General features: G+C 40.0%; 24 protein-coding genes and 1 rRNA gene. 16 read left to right on the top strand and 9 right to left on the bottom strand.

Going from position 1 to position 18805, the window contains the following annotated elements; all coding sequences use genetic code 11:
- Positions 1-92: 92 nt before the first annotated feature.
- A complete protein-coding gene (locus FTU62_RS08715) occupies positions 93-1103 on the bottom strand; it encodes a metallophosphoesterase (protein WP_180102445.1) in 1011 nt (336 codons plus the stop codon).
- A 104-nt stretch (positions 1104-1207) separates the two neighbouring features.
- Here FTU62_RS08715 and FTU62_RS08720 point away from each other — a divergent pair, with 104 nt between their 5' ends.
- A complete protein-coding gene (locus FTU62_RS08720; RefSeq protein WP_257223140.1) occupies positions 1208-2827 on the top strand; it encodes a phospholipase D family protein in 1620 nt (539 codons plus the stop codon).
- A 45-nt stretch (positions 2828-2872) separates the two neighbouring features.
- Here the strand turns inward: FTU62_RS08720 and FTU62_RS08725 are convergent, their stop codons facing one another.
- On the bottom strand, positions 2873-3697 hold the full coding sequence (locus FTU62_RS08725) for a 1-acyl-sn-glycerol-3-phosphate acyltransferase (RefSeq protein ID WP_180102458.1): 825 nt from the start codon (positions 3695-3697) through the stop codon (positions 2873-2875).
- Positions 3698-4108: 411 nt separating this feature from the next.
- Between FTU62_RS08725 and hflX the strand changes: the two genes are divergently transcribed.
- The 6 genes from hflX to FTU62_RS08755 all read left to right on the top strand — a co-directional run bounded on the left by hflX (position 4109) and on the right by FTU62_RS08755 (position 8341).
- On the top strand, positions 4109-5443 hold the full coding sequence (gene hflX, locus FTU62_RS08730; RefSeq protein WP_111885001.1) for a ribosome rescue GTPase HflX: 1335 nt from the start codon (positions 4109-4111) through the stop codon (positions 5441-5443).
- Positions 5444-5486: 43 nt separating this feature from the next.
- A complete protein-coding gene (locus FTU62_RS08735; protein WP_078194269.1) occupies positions 5487-5858 on the top strand; it encodes a hypothetical protein in 372 nt (123 codons plus the stop codon).
- A gap of 10 nt (positions 5859-5868) precedes the next feature.
- Positions 5869-6543 carry an LrgB family protein gene (locus tag FTU62_RS08740; protein ID WP_078190106.1) on the top strand — a complete coding sequence of 225 codons (675 nt, stop codon included), beginning with the start codon at positions 5869-5871 and terminating at the stop codon, positions 6541-6543.
- Positions 6544-6791: 248 nt separating this feature from the next.
- Positions 6792-7244 carry a DUF2147 domain-containing protein gene (locus FTU62_RS08745; RefSeq protein ID WP_180024995.1) on the top strand — a complete coding sequence of 151 codons (453 nt, stop codon included), beginning with the start codon at positions 6792-6794 and terminating at the stop codon, positions 7242-7244.
- A gap of 60 nt (positions 7245-7304) precedes the next feature.
- A complete protein-coding gene (locus tag FTU62_RS08750; RefSeq protein ID WP_180102447.1) occupies positions 7305-7754 on the top strand; it encodes a DUF2147 domain-containing protein in 450 nt (149 codons plus the stop codon).
- Positions 7755-7894: 140 nt separating this feature from the next.
- Positions 7895-8341 (top strand): DUF2147 domain-containing protein, encoded by a 447-nt coding sequence (locus FTU62_RS08755; protein WP_180102448.1) that lies wholly within the window; start codon positions 7895-7897, stop codon positions 8339-8341.
- A gap of 53 nt (positions 8342-8394) precedes the next feature.
- On the opposite strand, the gene FTU62_RS08760 is transcribed toward FTU62_RS08755, so the two are convergent.
- From FTU62_RS08760 to FTU62_RS08780, 5 genes are all read right to left on the bottom strand, one after another.
- Positions 8395-9240, bottom strand: coding sequence for a symmetrical bis(5'-nucleosyl)-tetraphosphatase (locus FTU62_RS08760; RefSeq protein WP_180102459.1), 846 nt, complete (start codon positions 9238-9240; stop codon positions 8395-8397).
- 6 nt (positions 9241-9246) lie between these two features.
- Positions 9247-10059: a 16S rRNA (adenine(1518)-N(6)/adenine(1519)-N(6))-dimethyltransferase RsmA gene (gene rsmA / locus FTU62_RS08765; protein WP_180102449.1), complete on the bottom strand. Its 813-nt coding sequence runs from the start codon at positions 10057-10059 to the stop codon at positions 9247-9249.
- A 30-nt stretch (positions 10060-10089) separates the two neighbouring features.
- Positions 10090-10899, bottom strand: coding sequence for a pilus assembly protein PilJ (locus FTU62_RS08770; RefSeq protein ID WP_180102450.1), 810 nt, complete (start codon positions 10897-10899; stop codon positions 10090-10092).
- A 69-nt stretch (positions 10900-10968) separates the two neighbouring features.
- Positions 10969-11952, bottom strand: coding sequence for a 4-hydroxythreonine-4-phosphate dehydrogenase PdxA (pdxA, locus tag FTU62_RS08775; RefSeq protein ID WP_180092545.1), 984 nt, complete (start codon positions 11950-11952; stop codon positions 10969-10971).
- A gap of 90 nt (positions 11953-12042) precedes the next feature.
- Positions 12043-12423 (bottom strand): hypothetical protein, encoded by a 381-nt coding sequence (locus FTU62_RS08780; protein WP_180102451.1) that lies wholly within the window; start codon positions 12421-12423, stop codon positions 12043-12045.
- A gap of 191 nt (positions 12424-12614) precedes the next feature.
- Between FTU62_RS08780 and rplM the strand changes: the two genes are divergently transcribed.
- Positions 12615-13043, top strand: a complete 429-nt coding sequence (gene rplM / locus FTU62_RS08785) for a 50S ribosomal protein L13 (RefSeq protein ID WP_004722943.1) — start codon at positions 12615-12617, stop codon at positions 13041-13043.
- Between the two features lie 12 nt (positions 13044-13055).
- On the top strand, positions 13056-13442 hold the full coding sequence (gene rpsI, locus FTU62_RS08790) for a 30S ribosomal protein S9 (RefSeq protein ID WP_180102452.1): 387 nt from the start codon (positions 13056-13058) through the stop codon (positions 13440-13442).
- 63 nt (positions 13443-13505) lie between these two features.
- On the opposite strand, the gene FTU62_RS08795 is transcribed toward rpsI, so the two are convergent.
- On the bottom strand, positions 13506-13817 hold the full coding sequence (locus FTU62_RS08795) for a hypothetical protein (RefSeq protein ID WP_078194276.1): 312 nt from the start codon (positions 13815-13817) through the stop codon (positions 13506-13508).
- 88 nt (positions 13818-13905) lie between these two features.
- On the opposite strand from FTU62_RS08795, the gene FTU62_RS08800 reads away from it, so the two are divergent.
- The 7 genes from FTU62_RS08800 (at position 13906) to FTU62_RS08830 (ending at position 18504) form a co-directional block, all read left to right on the top strand.
- On the top strand, positions 13906-14559 hold the full coding sequence (locus FTU62_RS08800) for a glutathione S-transferase N-terminal domain-containing protein (RefSeq protein WP_180024986.1): 654 nt from the start codon (positions 13906-13908) through the stop codon (positions 14557-14559).
- A 27-nt stretch (positions 14560-14586) separates the two neighbouring features.
- Positions 14587-15015: a ClpXP protease specificity-enhancing factor gene (locus FTU62_RS08805; protein WP_078194278.1), complete on the top strand. Its 429-nt coding sequence runs from the start codon at positions 14587-14589 to the stop codon at positions 15013-15015.
- Between the two features lie 18 nt (positions 15016-15033).
- Positions 15034-15675 carry a hypothetical protein gene (locus FTU62_RS08810; protein WP_180077483.1) on the top strand — a complete coding sequence of 214 codons (642 nt, stop codon included), beginning with the start codon at positions 15034-15036 and terminating at the stop codon, positions 15673-15675.
- 426 nt (positions 15676-16101) lie between these two features.
- The gene (locus tag FTU62_RS08815; protein ID WP_180022868.1) at positions 16102-16461 is read left to right on the top strand and encodes a roadblock/LC7 domain-containing protein; all 360 of its coding nucleotides are present in this window, start codon (positions 16102-16104) and stop codon (positions 16459-16461) included.
- Positions 16462-16547: 86 nt separating this feature from the next.
- On the top strand, positions 16548-17522 hold the full coding sequence (locus FTU62_RS08820; protein ID WP_180102453.1) for a hypothetical protein: 975 nt from the start codon (positions 16548-16550) through the stop codon (positions 17520-17522).
- Between the two features lie 15 nt (positions 17523-17537).
- Positions 17538-18083, top strand: a complete 546-nt coding sequence (locus FTU62_RS08825) for an ATP/GTP-binding protein (RefSeq protein WP_180102454.1) — start codon at positions 17538-17540, stop codon at positions 18081-18083.
- Positions 18084-18093: 10 nt separating this feature from the next.
- Positions 18094-18504, top strand: a complete 411-nt coding sequence (locus tag FTU62_RS08830) for a hypothetical protein (RefSeq protein WP_078194283.1) — start codon at positions 18094-18096, stop codon at positions 18502-18504.
- A gap of 182 nt (positions 18505-18686) precedes the next feature.
- Here the strand turns inward: FTU62_RS08830 and rrf are convergent.
- Positions 18687-18801 (bottom strand): 5S ribosomal RNA (rrf, locus tag FTU62_RS08835).
- Between the last annotated feature and the right edge of the window lie 4 nt (positions 18802-18805).

Below are 18805 nucleotides of genomic sequence, written 5' to 3' on the forward strand. Positions count from 1 at the left end.
GATTGAATTTTATTAACAAAACAAGGTTTGTAGCTCTTCATCAAGAGGAACAATCACCAAAAATTTTATCAATCTTGAACGGTAGGATTTGATTAAACCAACTCGATAATATCAATGGTCGGTGGCACGAGAAAACGAAAAGGTACACCAACCATCCCCGTACCAACAGTGACAAAGACATCTGCATTATCATGCTGATATAGCCCTTTTTTGTGGCCTAAAATTGACACTTTTTTCATTACATAATCAGTCAACCATGGCAGTTGTACCTGCCCGCCATGTGTATGACCCGACAACATCAATGGTCGTTCTGGCAGTTTAGGTACCATATCTACGGTATCAGGATTATGCGACAAAATGATCCAAGGCTTATCTTGTGGCAATTCTGGCAAATAGCGCATATCGGCTTTACCTGCCCACAAATCCCCAACACCTAATAAACGAAACTCATTAAACTCCACCACTTGCCCTTCGATATCCACCACATGATTACTTTCTAATGCATGTTTTAACAGCGCTTGAATAGGCGGACCGGGATATTGCTCATCATGATTACCATTCACCGAATAAATCGGAGCAATAATTTTTTTTAGTACGGCCAGTTCTTCAGCTAACTTATTTTCTGGCTCGTAAGTCCAATCCCCTGCAACCACGACCAAATCAGGATTTTGTGCATTGATCTTATCGACGATCATTTTTAACTGACGTTCATGGCCCGAAAATAAACCAATATGTAAATCACCAATTAAAGCAATGCGTACAGGCTTTAATAATTGTCGTGTTTCATGCAATTGATATCGACATTTTTTCACCTGAATCATGTGCGGCTCGATAAATCGGGCATAGCACAAAAGCCCCGTAACAGCACCGACAAAAATCGCTTCATGTAGTGAATAATAGCCACTCCAGCCTGCATAAAAGCTAAAGAAGAATAAAGGGATAAGTAAATACGAAAGATAGAATGCCAACAAATGTACGAAGGCTTTAAACGGATGAATCGTTTCCGTGCGTGACTGGCTTAACCAAGCTTGGGATATTGCCCAAACGCCCAGCACAGCCAACCCGATATAAAAATACATCACTACGGAATCTAATTCCCACATACATTTGCTCTACAATTTGCCTAACGAGAAAACTCGGTCACTATATTTATCTTTTCACAGCTGACACTTATACTCAAATCAAATTTTTTAGTATGTCTAACAGTATGAACTCAGCTACACCGAAACAGCAAAATTTGCCCTTCATACACAACCACACTAAGGCGGTTTTGCTGAGTTGTAGCCTTGTTTTGACTTTATCTGCATGTAGTACCTTGCCTAAACAGCAAACTCAACCTGTGGAATATGCTTTTAATACCCCGACAGACGATACTAGCCTTGCGAAAATTGTGCTGCCGCTACGTGAACAAAATCCCAACTTAACTGGTTATCATGTTCTATATGACCCATTAGAAGCCTTAGCGGCTCGAATCGAACTGATCAATAAAGCCGAAAAAAGTTTAGATCTACAATACTATATTTGGGATAACGACAAAATTGGTGCTTTGGCCCTACATGCCATGATCAAAGCTGCAGATCGTGGGGTGAAAATTCGTTTATTGGTCGATGACAACAATGCAAAAAAAATGGAAGGCATTTATATGGCACTCGACCAGCATACCAATATTGATGTCAAACTGTATAACCCATACCGCTTCCGACATTTCCGCCCTGTCGATATGGTGCTGGATCTAAAACGTATCAACCGCCGTATGCACAACAAAAGCTTTATTGCAGACAATCAAATCGCATTGATTGGTGGTCGCAATATGAGTAACCAATACTATAACGTCAGTGATAATTATCAATTTTCCGATGTTGACGTCATGCTGGTCGGTGCGGCATCCGATGAAATCATCCATTCTTTTGACGAATATTGGAATGATGATTATGCCTTTCCAGTACGTCAATTGGTCAATCCACGCCACTATAGTTTGCGCTTCGACAGTCTCAAACAACAACTCGATGACTATAACCAAGAAGCCACTGTGGTCAATTATTTGGACTTAGCTAACCGTTCACATGCCTTTGATGACTGGCTCAACAATAAAATCCAATTTGATTGGGTCAAAGCCGAAGTGGTCAAAGATTCCCCGAGCAAAATCAAATCTAAAGCCAAAAAAGAAGAGCACCTCAACTTTCAGCTCCTCAACCGTTTAGATAAACCGGAACAAAGTGTCGATATCGTTTCGGCCTACTTTGTCCCAGAAAAAAAAGGGGCTGAACGCCTAAAAAACCTTCGTGCAGATGGCGTAAAAGTCAGAGTCTTGACTAACTCATTCCAGGCCAATGACGTGCCATTGGTTCATGCTTTTTATAGCAAATATCGTCAAGATCTCTTGGAACACGACGTTCAACTCTATGAATTTCTCTCTAGACCTGATGCAGAAAACCTCAACACCAATACCAAAGAGTTGGCGGAAAAATCTAAAGTTAGTCTAAAAGGTTTAAGCCGTTCAAGCCTACATGCCAAACTGATGGCAATTGATGAAAAACAAGTTTTTATTGGTTCATTTAACTTTGACCCTCGCTCAGCATATTTAAATACTGAAATTGGGGTATTACTGAATAGCCCACGCTTAGCCAAAGCAGTCCACTACACCATGGATGAAAATTTGAGTAAATATGCCTATAAGTTAGTACTCAATGCAGACCAACAGATCAATTGGAAAATTAAGCTGTCAAATGGTCAAACGCGTATTTATCCACGTGAACCGAAAATCAAGTGGTGGCAAAAAGCAGGGGGGAAATTTATCTCTTGGTTGCCGCTCGAAGGCTTTATGTAAGGATTGTGCTGCAAAGGCATCCCCCTTGCAGCATGTATCATTAAATTATTTAGCATCAACTGGAACTGGCGCTTTAAGGACTTTGGCTTGAAGTTCTGCCAATCCCTGATTCATTTTTTGCTGCACTTCTTGTGTCAGACTGTCAACAGTATGACCTACCGAATCAATTGCGGGCAATGTCATCAGATGCGCTGTGACTTTCGGCATTTCTAAGACATTTTTGACATGTCGATCAAAGCTAATGTCTCCGACATAGGGCGCAATATTATCGAGTTCACCGTCCTGATTCACATAGCAAATTAAGCAAATTTGGACTGGACGTTCGGCTTCAATTGCCGCACCTAAAATACGACCATGAATTTTTTTAATTTTGCTGCCATCTGAAGTGGTGGCTTCTGGGAAAAAGAGTACCGGCGTATCTTGTTTTAAGAAGCCCGTAATTTGTTCTTTAATTTTAATCGAGTCGCCAGAGCCACGCTTAATAAATAAGGTGCCACCGCCTTTCGCCAAATTACCCAGTACCGGCCATTTTTCAATTTCAGCTTTCGCCAAAAAGAAAACACGTGCGCCAGAACCCAAAACTGCCACATCTAACCATGAAATATGATTACTTACCCAAAGGGCTGGTTGACGTGGAATTTCGCCATGCACTTTGACTTCAAGATTAAATACTTTGCATAACTTGCGACAAAAATACTGCACATAGCGGGTATTTTGCGGGTTATTCGGGTCTTTATACAATTGATGACGATAAACCAAATAAAAACCCTGCGTCACGGCAACAGCTGCTGCACCGACTTTTTTACAATACAAATAAAATTTTGAAAACACATTAATTTGCGGTGTATTGACGATTTGAGGTTGATTCATAAACGGTTCACTAAAAGGACACGGTGCCACAATTTGGCGTAAATTTTCATCATCATATACCGAAGACAGTTTTTTTGCATTGATCATAAAAACCGAAGTCGAAGATAATATTTTCCCATTTTAATCGTTTTTAAAAATCAAATATTATTTTTATATCGGTTTTAAAGGTTAAAATTATGAATCATTCATATTCAGACAATCCCCCTATTTCTTCATGGCAAGCGTTAAAAGCCATTGCTGGTTTTTCACTGATATATATGAGTGTGCTTTTTTTACTGGCACTGAGCTTTCGCAGCTTTCTCTAATTGAACTGCAGGTCGTACAGCAACTTTGCCATTAATCCCTCACTTAGATTAACCACCGCACTGCATTTTCGCCTAAAATGAATCTTTAAACAGGAGTGTGTGCTGAGTGGAAAATTTAAATCAACATCAAGCGAGCGGTGAACGCGTAATTTTAGTCAGTGTGGCAGTACAAATGCTTGCAGACCTTGATGCCGAAGAATTCCACTTACTTGCTCAATCTGCAGGTGCCAATATTCTGCAACATGTGCATGCTCAGCGTATTAAGCCTGATGCCAAATTATTTATCGGCTCAGGGAAAGCTGAAGAAATTGCAGAAGTAGTCGCAGAATATGAAGCCGAATTGGTCATCTTTGACCATGCTCTCACCCCTGCCCAAGCACGTAATCTTGAACGCATCATGCGTTGTCGTGTGGTCGATCGTACAGAATTAATTTTAGATATTTTTGCCCAACGCGCACGTACCTATGAAGGTAAGTTGCAAGTTGAATTGGCCCAATTACAACATATGGCTTCACGGCTGATTCGTAGTCGTGGCGATCTCGATAGCCAAAAAGGTGGGATCGGCCTACGTGGACCGGGTGAAACGCTGCTGGAAACTGACCGTCGGCTACTCAAGCTGCGTATGGGACAACTCAAAGCGAAACTTGAGAAAGTCCGCCAAACACGTATGCAAGGTCGTGTGGCACGTCAAAAAGCTGCTGTTCCAACCGTGTCATTGGTGGGTTATACCAATGCTGGTAAATCGACCTTATTTAATAATTTAGCAAAAAGTGATGTCTATGCAGCAGACCAACTTTTTGCGACACTTGACCCAACTTTACGCCGTCTACATTGGGATGGTATCGGCAACTTAGTTCTCGCAGATACTGTAGGTTTTGTGCGTAATTTATCGCACTCACTGGTCGAGTCGTTTAAAGCCACCTTAGAAGAAACGTTGGAGGCGACCTTATTGTTACATGTCATTGACTCCAGCAGTCCGGACATGATGGAACAAATCGAGGCTGTCGAAAAAGTACTGAAAGAAATTGGTGTCGATGTTCCGATTCTGCGCGTTTATAACAAAATTGATGTCAGTGGCGAAGATCCTAAAATCATCTATGGCAAGCCACATCAGCCGGAACGTGTTTATGTCTCAGCACATAGTGGTAAAGGTCTTCCCTTATTACGCCAAGCGGTTCAAGAATGCTTAATGGGACAGATTCAAAGCTTTGAAGTCCGTCTAAAACCGGCTTATGGCAAATTAAGAACACAACTGTATGCGCTTAATGTGATCCAAAATGAAAGTTATGATGAACAAGGCAACTTAATTTTGCATGTCATCATTGCCCCGCATAAGTTAGAACAACTGATTAAACAGGCGCATTTACCCATCGAAGAAATTTTGGGAACGCGTGCGCAACAATTTCAACGTCCACTTGAAGAATTTGAAATTAAAGACTAAATCGGTTAAAACTTGATTAGTATAATTTTAACGAAAGACAAAAATGGACTGGATCAAGCGCATCGACTGGAAAGCCTGGATAGGCACTATTGCATTAATTATTATTTTCCGTGAAGGCGCGGTCTGGGTCATGAAGCAATTCAATCACCCAGAATTAGGCAATCTAGTCGGTTTGATTGCCCTCTTGATCGTGCTTTCATTTTGGAGAAAATTCAACAAAATTCCAGCCAGTTTGGTCGATACCAATAATAAAATTATGAAAGAAAGTGCCTTTGCCTTCCTACCTATTAGTGCAGGCTCATTGCTAATGATGATGCATTTAGGCGATGAAATTCCGATGTTTTTGATTGTTCTCTTTGTCAGCACCCTCATACCGCTGTGGGTCTACGCAAAAATGTCTAAGAAATGGCTATAGGAGAATCAACATGCTTTCAATCATCTCTGGATTCATCATTACCCTGATCGCCTATCTTGTCGCAAAACCTATTAATAAAAAATTACCGCAAATCCCCGTGATTGTGATTGGGATGTTTTTCGTCATTGGTATGCTCTATCTTTTTGGCATTTCCTATGAAAGTTATATGGCACAGGTCAATCCACTGTTCAACAACTTACTCGGCTATGTCACAGTGGCCTTGGCCATTCCTTTAGCAGCGATGCGCTACGATGACTTGCCTTTAAAAGCCGTGGGCGGGATTTTAGTCTTTGCCAGTATCAGTGCCGTTGCCCTCCCTATGGGGCTGGCTTATTTGCTGCATTTGTCAGATCCAACCATTATGGCTTTTGCTACACGGGCAGTGACCACCCCTATTGCCATCAACATTGCGACGCTGCTGCATTCCCCGATTCCTTTGGTAATTTTAATTGTAATTTTATCAGGGGTGATTGGCGCAGCATTTTCACCCATCATACTTAAAAATATTCATGATGAACGTGCATCAGGACTCGCCTTAGGACTTGCTGCACATGCGATTGGCACAGCTCAAGCTTGGCAGCGCGGCAGCATTGCTGGGCGCTATGCGGCATTTGGCATGGCGGTAAATGCAGTATTCACAGCAATCTGGTTGCCAACTTTCATACTCTATCTACAAAATATGTGACTGAGCAATCACTTTTAAATGATTGTTTTGTATAAAAAATAAACTTAATATAAATTCTAGGGTACACCACAACACATTGAACGATATGCTGTGGATGTTACATTTTTGGTAAAGGCACTTTTGTGCAACATGTCAACTTTCCCGAATAAAATGTAAATATTTATGCTTAGAGTAGTTGCTCTAAGTTCAGATATTACCTAGTATGATCAATAAACCCTCACAAAGTGTATTGATAAAGGATTATTAATATGATCGAAAAAAGTTTGAAATGGGCTGCATTATTCGGTGCTGTAGTCACAAGCTCTGCACTCTATGCTCAAGATCTTACAGGGACTTGGCAACAAATTGACGATAAAACCGGTTCGCCTAAAGCACTGATCGAAATTCGAAAAGATGCCAAAGACACCTATACCGGCAAAATTGTCAAAGTGACGCCACGTCCGGGTTATACACCAAAGGAAAAATGTGTGAATTGCCCTGCACCTTATACCAACCAGCCTATTTTAGGGATGGATGTATTTAAGGGGCTGAAACTTGAAAGTGAAAATACCTACTCTCAAGGAAAAATTATTGATCCTTTAGCAGGCAAAATTTACAGCTTAAAAGGCAAAATTTCTGCCAATGGTAAGCGCTTACATTTACGTGGATATCTGGGGATTTCCGCGATTGGTCGTACACAGACATGGATTCGCGTTGAATAAATTTTAAATTTATTCAGTAAATTGATTTGATATAGGTGAACCACCTACAGGGAATATCTGATGAAAAAATTAAAAGTGAGCCTCTTATTCTTAGCTGCTGTAATGAGTGGTTCAGCTTTTGCTCAAGACCTTTCAGGGACTTGGCAACAAATTGATGATAAAACTGGTTCACAAAAAGCCATTATTGAAATCCGTAAAGAAACTAATGGTACATTCGTGGGTAAAATCATCAAAGTGACGCCGCGTCCGGGCTATACACCACGCGACACCTGCGTAAACTGCCCTGCACCTTATAAAAACAAACCGATTTTAGGCCTTGATGTGTTAACTGGTTTAAAACATGTTGAAGGGACCAATAACTACGACAAAGGCCGTATTATTGATCCACTTTCTGGCAAAATTTACGACACAAAAGTTCGCTTAAATGCCAGTGGAAAACGTCTCACGCTACGTGGCTATATGGGTGTTTCAGCACTCGGTCGTAGCCAAACTTGGATTCGCCAAGAATAAGCTCAGTGTCATAAAAACCGCCATGTTGGCGGTTTTTTTATGCCTAAGATATTCAAATTATTTTAAAAATAAAGTTGACTATTCTCGTAAACTTTCTAACATACGTGCTCATAAATCACGCTTCTAGGGGAAAAGCGATTATGTTTAAAAAAATATTATTCAGCCTATGCACATTCGGTTTGATGAATGGTGCATTTGCAAATGACATTACTGGCACGTGGCAACAAATTGACGATAAAACAGGAGCGGCCAAAGCGATTATTTCGATTCACAAAGAATCAAATAATACCTATACCGGTAAAATTATTAAAATTACACCACGTCCTGGCTATACACCACAAAAAAACTGTAATAAGTGCCCTGCGCCTTATACCAACCAACCGATTCTCGGCATGGAAATTGTTAAAGGTTTAAAGCAAATTAATAATACGAATAATTATGAAAAAGGTCGTATTATCGACCCTCTTTCTGGCAAGGTTTATGATGCTAAAGTGCGCTTAAACAGCACAGGAAAACGTATTTCGATCCGTGCAAGTATTGGCGTTTCAGTCTTGGGCCGTAACCAAACTTGGATTCGTTTAGACTAATCCTCACACCAATAAAAAAGCCGCATCAATGCGGCTTTTTTATTTTTAAATACTTACATCACAGGATTATCGACCGCAAACATGTGCTGATCTTCTAAACGATAGGCCATCAACTGATTGCCCCAAACACATCCGCCATCCACATTTTGGATTTTTGCTGAAATGCTTTTTCCTTGCAAAGCCGCCCAATGACCAAAAAGAATTTGATGGGTCTGCGCTGCTTGTGACTCAAACTCAAACCATGGCTTAAAACCCTTCGGCATAGGGTCATCGAGTGAGTCTTTAAAACTAAACTCTAAACGGCCTTCAGCATCGGTTAAGCGCATGCGGGTCAGATAGTTGGTAATACAGCGTAAGCGCGCATGACCCGACAAATCATCCGACCATAGGTTTGGCTCTTTACCGTACATCACTTGAAGAAACGCATCAACCACATCAAAGTCGTCATGACCAATCACCGCTTCCACTTCCTTTGCCAAGTCTGCGGTTTGCTGCGCAGTCCAATTCAAAGGAATACCCGCATGAGTCAAAATGGTTTGCTCATTCGGAAATAAACACAGCGGCTGCTTGCGTAACCAATCAATCAAATCATCACTTTCTAAAGCGTGAATCACATCATCGATATTGTCTTTAGGATTGATATCCTTAATACCGCGAGCGCATGCCAGCAAAGTCAGATCATGATTGCCCAGTACCGTCGCCGCAACTTCACTATCCACTAATTTTTTGATGAACCGCAAAGCGCCTACCGAGTTTTCACCCCGTGCGACGAGATCACCGGCAAACCATATAAAATCTTGGTCTGCATCAAACTTGATCTCTTTCAGTAAAGCTTTTAATGCTTCAAAACAGCCTTGAACATCACCAATGACATAGTTATAGCGAGTAGAGCGAGTCATCATTATTTAAGCCACCATTTGATCTGCTAATGCGACAAATTCTGCAAGTGTTAGGGTTTCAGGACGCGCCATTGGATCAACCCCTGCATTTTCAAAACCATCTTCAACCAACATGCCTTTTAAGCTATTACGCAAGGTCTTGCGGCGCTGAGTAAAGACATGTGAAACCAAACGCGCAAGCGCTTTTTCATCTTTCGCCACAATCGGTTTAACGGCATAAGGCTCTAAACGGAATACCGCAGAGGTGACTTTTGGCGGCGGATTAAATGAGCCCGGCGGCACTTCAAATAAAAACGTCGGTTTGCAGAAGTATTGAATCATCACCGATAAACGACCATATTCTTTAGTATTCGGTGAAGCGGTAATACGGTCCACGACTTCTTTTTGCAGCATGAAGTGCATGTCTTTGATTTTGTCGCCAAACTCCAAGAGATGAAACAGCAGCGGAGTCGAGATGTTATACGGCAAGTTGCCAACCACGCGCAGAGGACGGCCTTCGGTAAACAGCTCGGTAAAGTCATATTTCAGCGCGTCGGTTTCAACAATGGTTAAGCGCTCAGGATGCGGCACACGGCCCGGCAAACCTGCGGCTAAGTCACGGTCCAGCTCAACCACAGTTAAAGCATCGCATTCACCAATTAAAGGCGATGTAAGCGCAGCAAGACCGGGACCAATTTCGACAATATTGTCACCAGTACGCGGATTTACCGAACGTACAATTTTGGCAATAACACGTTGATCATGTAAGAAATTCTGTCCAAACCGCTTACGCGTGTGATGCCCTTCATCTTTTGGGTTTAGGGCATTAATTTGATACATAAAATTCTCCGCATAGGTTTATTACAACGATTACTGACTTGATTCAAATTCACTCAAGCGAGCAAAAATTTTTTCGGACTTGGTCACATTATCCCGAGCCGCTTTAATTACACTGAGCAATGGCTCTCTTTGTTGCAACAAAGCCATTGTTTCAGATTTCATCATTTCTTCAGTTTCAGCCTGAATGGAGAGCAAACTTTCGCGCATTTCAGCATTGTTTACGCGCTCTACACCCAGTTCAGGATTACCATTCAGTTGAGCCTTCAAATAAAGATTGAAAGTTTCAAAATCTGCTAAAAAGTCATCTAAATCGTCTGGATGAATAGAATTCACATCAGTTAAATTCAGCAAAGAATCCAACACCCGTCCCGCAATAAAGACTTGATTTTTAGCAATAATCGCTTGAATTGCTGAATTGTTTGCTCTAGCCATCATATCAGCCAGAATGTTATATTCAGCTTGAATACCTGGAATGGTTTCACTTACAAGAATTTGATATTCATATAGCGCATTCAGGCTATTTTGATGCTGTACAAGCAGATCAATATTAGCATTGATTGCCTGTCCATCTTGAAGCATTTTATCAGCACCGCCACGATTCGCATATTTTTTATGCATCGCGGTCAGCGCTTGATTAAATTTTTGCTGATTATGTTTAAAGCCATCCACGGCACCCGGTGATGCAAAACGTATAAATCCTTCCGTCTGTTTTGGAATTTGCAGCGATAATACTTTTAATTCACAAAAATGATGATCTGTAGCGAGCGTTGAACATGCTGACAGCATCAACGCTAACGCAATCCCAAAAAATGGGCGAATGATCGATTTCGCCCTAAGCATCTTGTTATTTTCCTGTTTTATTTTTGATAATTTTTTACTATTATTCATATAAAATTCAAACCTTTATTATTAAGTTTCGTTATTTTTCGCACGTGCTAACTCTAAAGCCAAATCAACCGCCACCTGTAAACTCGAACTTTTAGCAAGACCAGTTCCAGCCAGTGACAGTGCTGTGCCGTGATCCACTGAAGTCCGAATAAACGGTAAACCCAAAGTGATATTGATGGCTTCGCCAAAGCCCTGCGACTTTAACACAGGTAAGCCCTGATCGTGATACATCGCCAAAACCGCATCGGCATCTTTTAAATTTTCAGGGGTAAATAAGGTATCAGCAGGTAAGCTCAGGCTCATATTCACCCCTTGAGCGCGATAACGCTCTAGCACCGGATTGATCACTTCAATCTCCTCCATGCCCAAATAGCCATCTTCACCCGCATGCGGATTTAAACCGCAGACTAAAATATGCGGATGATCTTTTTTAAATTTGGTTTTTAAATCATGAATTAAAATATCGATGACTTGATGCAATCGTTCTTGAGTAATGGCATCGGCTACATCACGAAGCGGTAAATGTGTTGTTGCCAATGCGACACGGAGCGTTTTTGTCGCAAGCATCATCACGACACGGTCAACGCCTGCAAATTCTTGATAAAACTCCGTATGTCCGCTGAAATGGATGCCGGCATCATTAATAATCGACTTTTGCACAGGTGCAGTTGCAACACCAACACTTTTGCCAGACATCGCATAATCTGCAGAACGCCGTAATTGCTCCAACACATAGGCTGCATTATTCACATCTAACTGACCTGCAATAACAGGTGTAGTTACAGGTACATGTTCCACATAAAGCTGACCTAGAGCTGCCGAACCCTCCTGCCCAACATAGTCAATCAGTTCAACTTCGAGCTTTAACTGTTGAGCACGCTTGAGCAGCAAATCTTTATCAATAAGAACCACAAGTGGCCTTTCATCTATTCGATTGGCTAAGCTCAAACAAATATCAGGTCCGATACCTGCGGGTTCACCGCTCGTGATATATAAAGGCAGCATGGGTCTATCCTGTGTGTGCAATAGCATTATTATACTGTGTGATGCACATGACAGACCTAATTTTATTGATTAAAAATATCGGACTAAAACTCAAAAATAAGCGCGTTGTGCGACATTGTATGGAATGAAATCGAAAGCAAAACCTGAAATGCCAATGATCCAAATCAATGCAATAAGAATTACAATGCCGCGCTGAACGGCTGACACATGTTGCGGGTACTTCGTTATCAGCCAAAAAGACATACCACCCAGAAGCAATAATCCAATCAACAGATAAACCAATAAATAACTAAGGAAAAATAAAGTGAGCATCATTAACAAAACGATGATCGCACCATCCGCCCCGTGCAAATACACCAAATACAAAAAAGTTGGGCTTAAAACCAAGGCGCTACATAAGCCCATTAATTGCAACCATTGCCGCCAAAATGAGGGTTCAGATGTGTTTTTTAACAGATTAGAATTCGACATGATTTACTTTCATCCACTTTTTTTATAATTTCTGGATTATCTGCTGTTTATTGCTGAAGAAATATACTACAATACAGCGCTTGAAATTTTATATTTTCATTTGTGATTCTTCACGTATTCGTATAGAATCGCGTCTCCTTTTGTTTGGACAGTTTCCATAGTCCAAACCAACTATAATAGGTAGTGGTTTAATGAAAACTCTCAGCGCTAAGCCAGCTGAAGTTCAACACGACTGGTACGTTGTTGATGCTTCTGGCAAAACTTTAGGTCGCCTTGCGACTGAAATCGCTCGTCGTTTACGCGGTAAGCACAAAACTTCTTATACTCCTCACGTTGACACTGGTGACTACATCGTTGTTATCAATGCTGAGCAAGTTCAAGTGACTGGTAAAAAATCACTTGATAAGAAATATTATCGCCACACTGGTTTCCCTGGTGGTATTCGTGAAACTAATTTCGAAAAATTAGTTGCTCACAAACCAGAAGAAATCTTCGAACGTGCTGTAAAAGGCATGTTGCCAAAAGGTCCTCTTGGTTATGCAATGATCAAGAAAATGAAAGTGTACGCTGGTACTGAGCATCCACATACTGCTCAACAGCCACAAGTTTTGGACATCTAAGGGATACAGCACATGGCTACTAACTATGGTACAGGTCGCCGTAAGACCGCAACTGCACGTGTTTTCCTATCAACTGGTACTGGTAAACTCGTAATCAACAACCGTTCTTTAGAACAATATTTCGGTCGTGAAACTGCTCGTATGGTTGTTAACCAACCACTTGAGCTTTTAGAAGCTACTGAGAAATATGACCTTTACATCACTGTTGCTGGTGGTGGTATCGGTGGTCAAGCAGGCGCTATCCGTCACGGTATTACTCGTGCATTGATCGCTTCTGACGAAACTCTTAAACCTGCTCTTCGTCAAGCTGGTTTCGTTACTCGTGATGCTCGTGAAGTTGAACGTAAGAAACTTGGTTTACGTAAAGCTCGTAAACGTCCTCAATTCTCTAAACGTTAATTCGTTTACCGAATCGGACAAAAAACCTTGGCTTATGCCAAGGTTTTTTTATGTCTTAATTTTTTATGAAGATGATGCAAATAGAATAACGATCCGATAAACAAAGAGACTCAAACTCGCAATTAAGCATATAACCGACAATGTTAGTGTAATTGTAGAGATGGTCATTTTGCTTTTTTGTTCTGGGCTATCATCCTCTGCTCCATAATCAGAGGCATAACCTCCAGCGAGTGCCGTATAAAAGCCAATGCCCATAAAAATAACAGCAGCTAAAAATAATAATTTTTGTACAAGTACAATGGTCATCATGCGGTGACAATCAGGTAAATGAATGACATGAAAAGCTATCAAATAAAACAAAACTGTAATTTTCACTGTAGCTGCATTGATATTGCTAAAGTCCCCGTGATTTTACTGTCTAATTTTAGTATCCTATCTTATTCATTTCTCATCGTCTCGGATTATGTCAGTCGAAAATGCACCTCTCCAAGGGATTACGCTTTACAGTCATGCGGATGACTTTCGCTCACACTGGATACGCTATGTACTTGCAGAGAAGCAAATCAAACATAATTTAATTATTGCTGATGATGAAGACGAAGATCTTGCGAGTTTAAATCCCTACAATCAACTTCCGATGATGATTGAAAATGGCCTAAAACTCTATAACAGCAGTATTATTGCCGAATATCTGGATGACCGATATCGTCAAAATAAACTGTATGCAGATGCACCCATGCCTCGTGCAGAGCAACGTCAATATGTATGGCGCTTCGAACAAGATTGGTTAAGACTTGCCGATATTATGCTTCGCCATCCCGATACCCTCAATGAAAAAGCCAAGCAAAAAGCACAAAAACAATTGCGTGATACACTCATTTCACTAACCCCCTTGTTTCAGCATTATCCTTATTTTATGTCTGAACAATTTAGCATGTTAGACTGTATGCTCGCACCTGTATTTCTGCGCCTAAAAGCCATGGGGATTGAGCTTCCCAAACAGCAATGCCGCCCTATATTTCTCTATTGCCAACGCATCTTTAGCCGTCCTGCATTTATCAAATCGATGACATTGCAGGAAAAAAATCGCTATAGCGAGCTTTTAGCAAAAAATTAATTTCCCATAAATATTCGAGTAAGCATTATGTCTGAACAGGAACTACAACTCACTCCAACGCGTCCATACTTAACACGGGCACTTTATGAATGGATTTGTGACAATCAACTAACACCGTACTTACTTGTCGATGCGACACAGAATGGTACGATGGTGCCAGTTCAATATATCCAAGATGGCCAAATTGTCTTGAATATCGCACCTCATGCAACGCATGCGCTACACATGAGCAATGAGACGATTACTTTCTCTGCACGCTTTGGTGGCGTTTCGCAAAACCTCTATATCCCCTTTTCTGCTGTTCTAGGTATCTATGCACGTGAAAATGGTCAAGGCATGTTCTTCGATCCTCAAGAATATGAAGGTATTCAGAATGATCAAAATGCTTTAAAATCAAACGACCAAGAACAACAAGAGCAGCCGAAGAAAAAACCAGGTTTAAGGTTGCTCGATTAAAGAATAAGGAAGCGAATAATGGCTTTTGATTTAGTACAATATTTTGTCGAACAAATAGAATCTCAAAAGCCTACGCTTTTAAGTCATTTAAATCGTGAAGAAAAACGTCAACATATACGTGAAATTAATGCATTAACTTTAGGTGAATTGATTCATCAGCTCCGCAATAATGTTCAAAAGGTTTATCAAGAAATTACTCATCCTGATGAACTCTATATTCAAGAAGTTTCACGCCATCTGACCACCAATTCATCGAATGCATCAATATTAGAACGCTCTGAACTTGAACACCTAACAACTGAAATTTTTCATTTACAATTAAATGAATTAAAGCAACTTCATGATACCGGCTCACACTCACCACAAAGCATTCAAGAATTACTCAATGGACAAATTGAACACCTTTCTGGTCAAGCGGATGATTGGGTTTGGTCAACAAACAACCTAACAGAGCTTCTTGGTTCTAAACCAAATCTGCAAGAAGAGATATCATTAGAAGCATCAATGAAGGAGTTCAATCAAATGGTTAATCAACAACATACTCAAGAAGATGTGACAACTGAAGTACAAGTGCCAACTTGGTCAAAAATTGTAGAGCCTATCGTTGCAGTGGTGATTTTATGGATTCTGGCATCTGCAGCTTGTAATATTTTTTCTTAAGTGGCTTCATTTGTCTAAAACAATGACCTGCTTCTTAAGCAGGTTTTTTTAAATCCAATATTCTAAATTACACGCCTTTAGATCACTTTTTGTTTTCTTTATGTAAATCACTCAGCTTTATTCTGCAAAAATTGAGTTTTGTCACACCATTTACAAAATATTACATTTGAATTTTTGGTAAATTTTATATCAAAAATAAAGTTCTAAAATACATAAAAAATATATATAGCAAATTAAATCACATTTTTTAAATCCTAAAACTTAACGCTATATTTAGAAAATATTATCCTTTTAAAGCAAAAAATTAATTTTATTGCAAAGCCCCATACGCTTCCTATAATTAAATTATGTAGTTAAAAACGCTAGTTTAATTACCTAAATATCTACAAATAATAATCATGTATAACCTAAAAGAGGGGCATAAAAATGGCTAAAGTTTCATTAGAATCACTCACAACAATCGACGGTTTTCATGCAGCGGCACTGGTAGACGGTGAAAGTGGCCTAGCTATGGCGACACAAGGCGGTGGAGATATTGATTTAGAATTAGCAGCTGCTGGAAATACTGAAGTGGTTCGCTCCAAAAGACGTGTTGCTCAGTCACTCAATTTAGATGATCACATTGTCGATATTTTAATTACCTTAGGAAAGCAGTATCACTTGATTCGTCCACTGGAAAATAATGAATCCGTATTCTTATATTTAGTACTTGATCGTGCCAAAGCAAACCTAGCCATGGCTCGACACGAATTAAAAACTTATGAAAAAAATTTAGATTTTGCTTAATTTCACCCAACCCTCTTATGCCAATAAGAGGGTTTTTTATTCCCAAAATGTTTTACAGATTTGAATAAAATTAGTCGAGGAACACCATGAATAAGCAATATATCAATATCGGCATTGCTGGATTAAGTATTCATGATTCAGATCAACTCAAACATCAGCTTTACGCAATTTTTCCACAGCACTTTAATATCCAATGGAAAAGTGCATCTGATGTGAATCTCGATTGCTTATTTATTCATGAGCGTTTTTTTGACACCGAAGGAATTCAAAAAATATTAACACGCCGCGCTTTACCTTGGCTCAAGATCTCGAAAGACTACCAACAATCTGGGCGTGTCAGAAATAATACGCTGTTCCTACCCGTGGATGATAATCAAGAGCTCAATCAATGGATTGATAAACATCTCGTCAGCCATAATGGCCTTAATGAATCCATAGAGCATGCACAAAAATGTCAAACTCAAAGCTTTAGCGATTTTAATTTGGAAGATGATTACTTCAAAAAAATGTATGCAGAAGATAACCATGAAAAATTACACCTATATGATGATCTAGGTACAATAGCGGTAATCGATACCGCGCAAAATATAGCTTGGCTCAACCTCGAGCGTCAACTTCAACACACAGATGCTAGTTTTAAATATGATTTCGCATCAATTGAAGATATGACCCATGTAAGTCGAAAGCACCCCGTCATCCTTCAAGACTGGATATGGAATCTATTTTGGCAAACTCCGAATTTTTACCAAACAGTTCCTGAAGATGGTCATTTTCGAATTTTAAGCTGGCCAAAACCTGCTGAACATTTATCTCATAAACAAATTTTTCAACTTTCTGCATGCTTTATCCAGGGCGCAAAGATATCAACGATTGCAGAACAATATGATATACCCCTCAGCACCGTTCGACAGTTCATTGCTGCGAATATGGCATCACTGAATATTAAAAAAATAAATCTTTGGGATAAACATTACACGCCACCTGAAAAGCATGAAACAACAGAAGAAAAGAACTTTGTACAAAGCTTCTTTCGTAAATTACGCCGTAAATTTGGATTTTAGAATAGGACATCAAACATGATTCTTCAGCAATATAAAATTGTTTTTGCTGGTTCTATGGGTGCTGGAAAAACTGAAGCGATCCGTTCACTTTCGGATATCCCTGTTTTACTTACTGAAGCGCTTAACACTGACCAAACCAGCCATCAAAAACTCGAAACCACAGTGGGTATCGACTACGGAGAAGTGACCTTAGAAGATGGTTTAAAAATAGGTTTATATGGTACCCCTGGACAAAGTCGTTTTGATTTTATTTGGCCTGTGATTTGTCAAGGCGCAATCGGTGCAATTATTTTGATTGATCATAATGTTAATGATCCCCTAAGTGAACTCGAAAGCTACTTAGAAACCTTCCAAAACTATACAGATAACATAGCCATTGGAATTACCCATACAGACGAAATCACAAGTTCAACGAATACTGCTATCTACAAAGATTGGCTGATTAGTCAGGACTTATATTCGCCCCTATTCTTTATTGACTGTCGCAAAAAAACTGACGTTTTACTGCTACTTGAAGCTTTAATTACCTCAATCGAAGTAAATCACTACATTACCGCATAAGGAGCTATTAATGTTTAATGTCACAAAACGCACCGCTTCGAATGAGTTAATACAACATGCCCGTGAACAAATAAATAATATTATTAACAATGCACGAGGCGTTCATTTCATCATGGTGTGTTCAACAGATGGATTTGAGCTAACAAGTGTTTACAAACGTGGGCAATATAACAATAGCAAGTTAGCTGCGGTTAGCAGCTCTATCCTTGCAATGGTGTCAGCATTTATTAAAGAAATTCATTTGGTCGGTTGTCAAAATATAACCTTAGATGCCGAAAATGGAAAAGCGATACTTGCATCTGTTGCTGCACAAAATCATCCCATGATTATTGTAGCATTGACAGATAAGGACATTTTATTAGGCCAAGTCTTATATATGCTTAAAGCTGCAACGCAATCAATTATTTCAGCGGATCAATGACCTTGATAGAAAGATTGAGGACGTCTTACTTTATATTTGAGTGAGAAATATTCATATATTATCCACTTACAACATATTCATTTTCCTATTCTATTCTTCTATTCTTCTATTCTTCTATTCCCCCTTTTTTCCCCACATAAAAAAACACCCCCTGCACGAGTCAGGGGGTGTTTTGAATAATGAGCTGGCGATGACTTACTCTCACATGGGTAACCCCACACTACCATCAGCGCTAAGAGGTTTCACTTCTGAGTTCGGGAAGGGATCAGGTGGTTCACTCTTGCTATTGTCGCCAGCACAA

The sequence above is a fragment of the Acinetobacter sp. YH12126 genome, from assembly GCF_013418745.1.
GTDB lineage: Bacteria > Pseudomonadota > Gammaproteobacteria > Pseudomonadales > Moraxellaceae > Acinetobacter > Acinetobacter amyesii.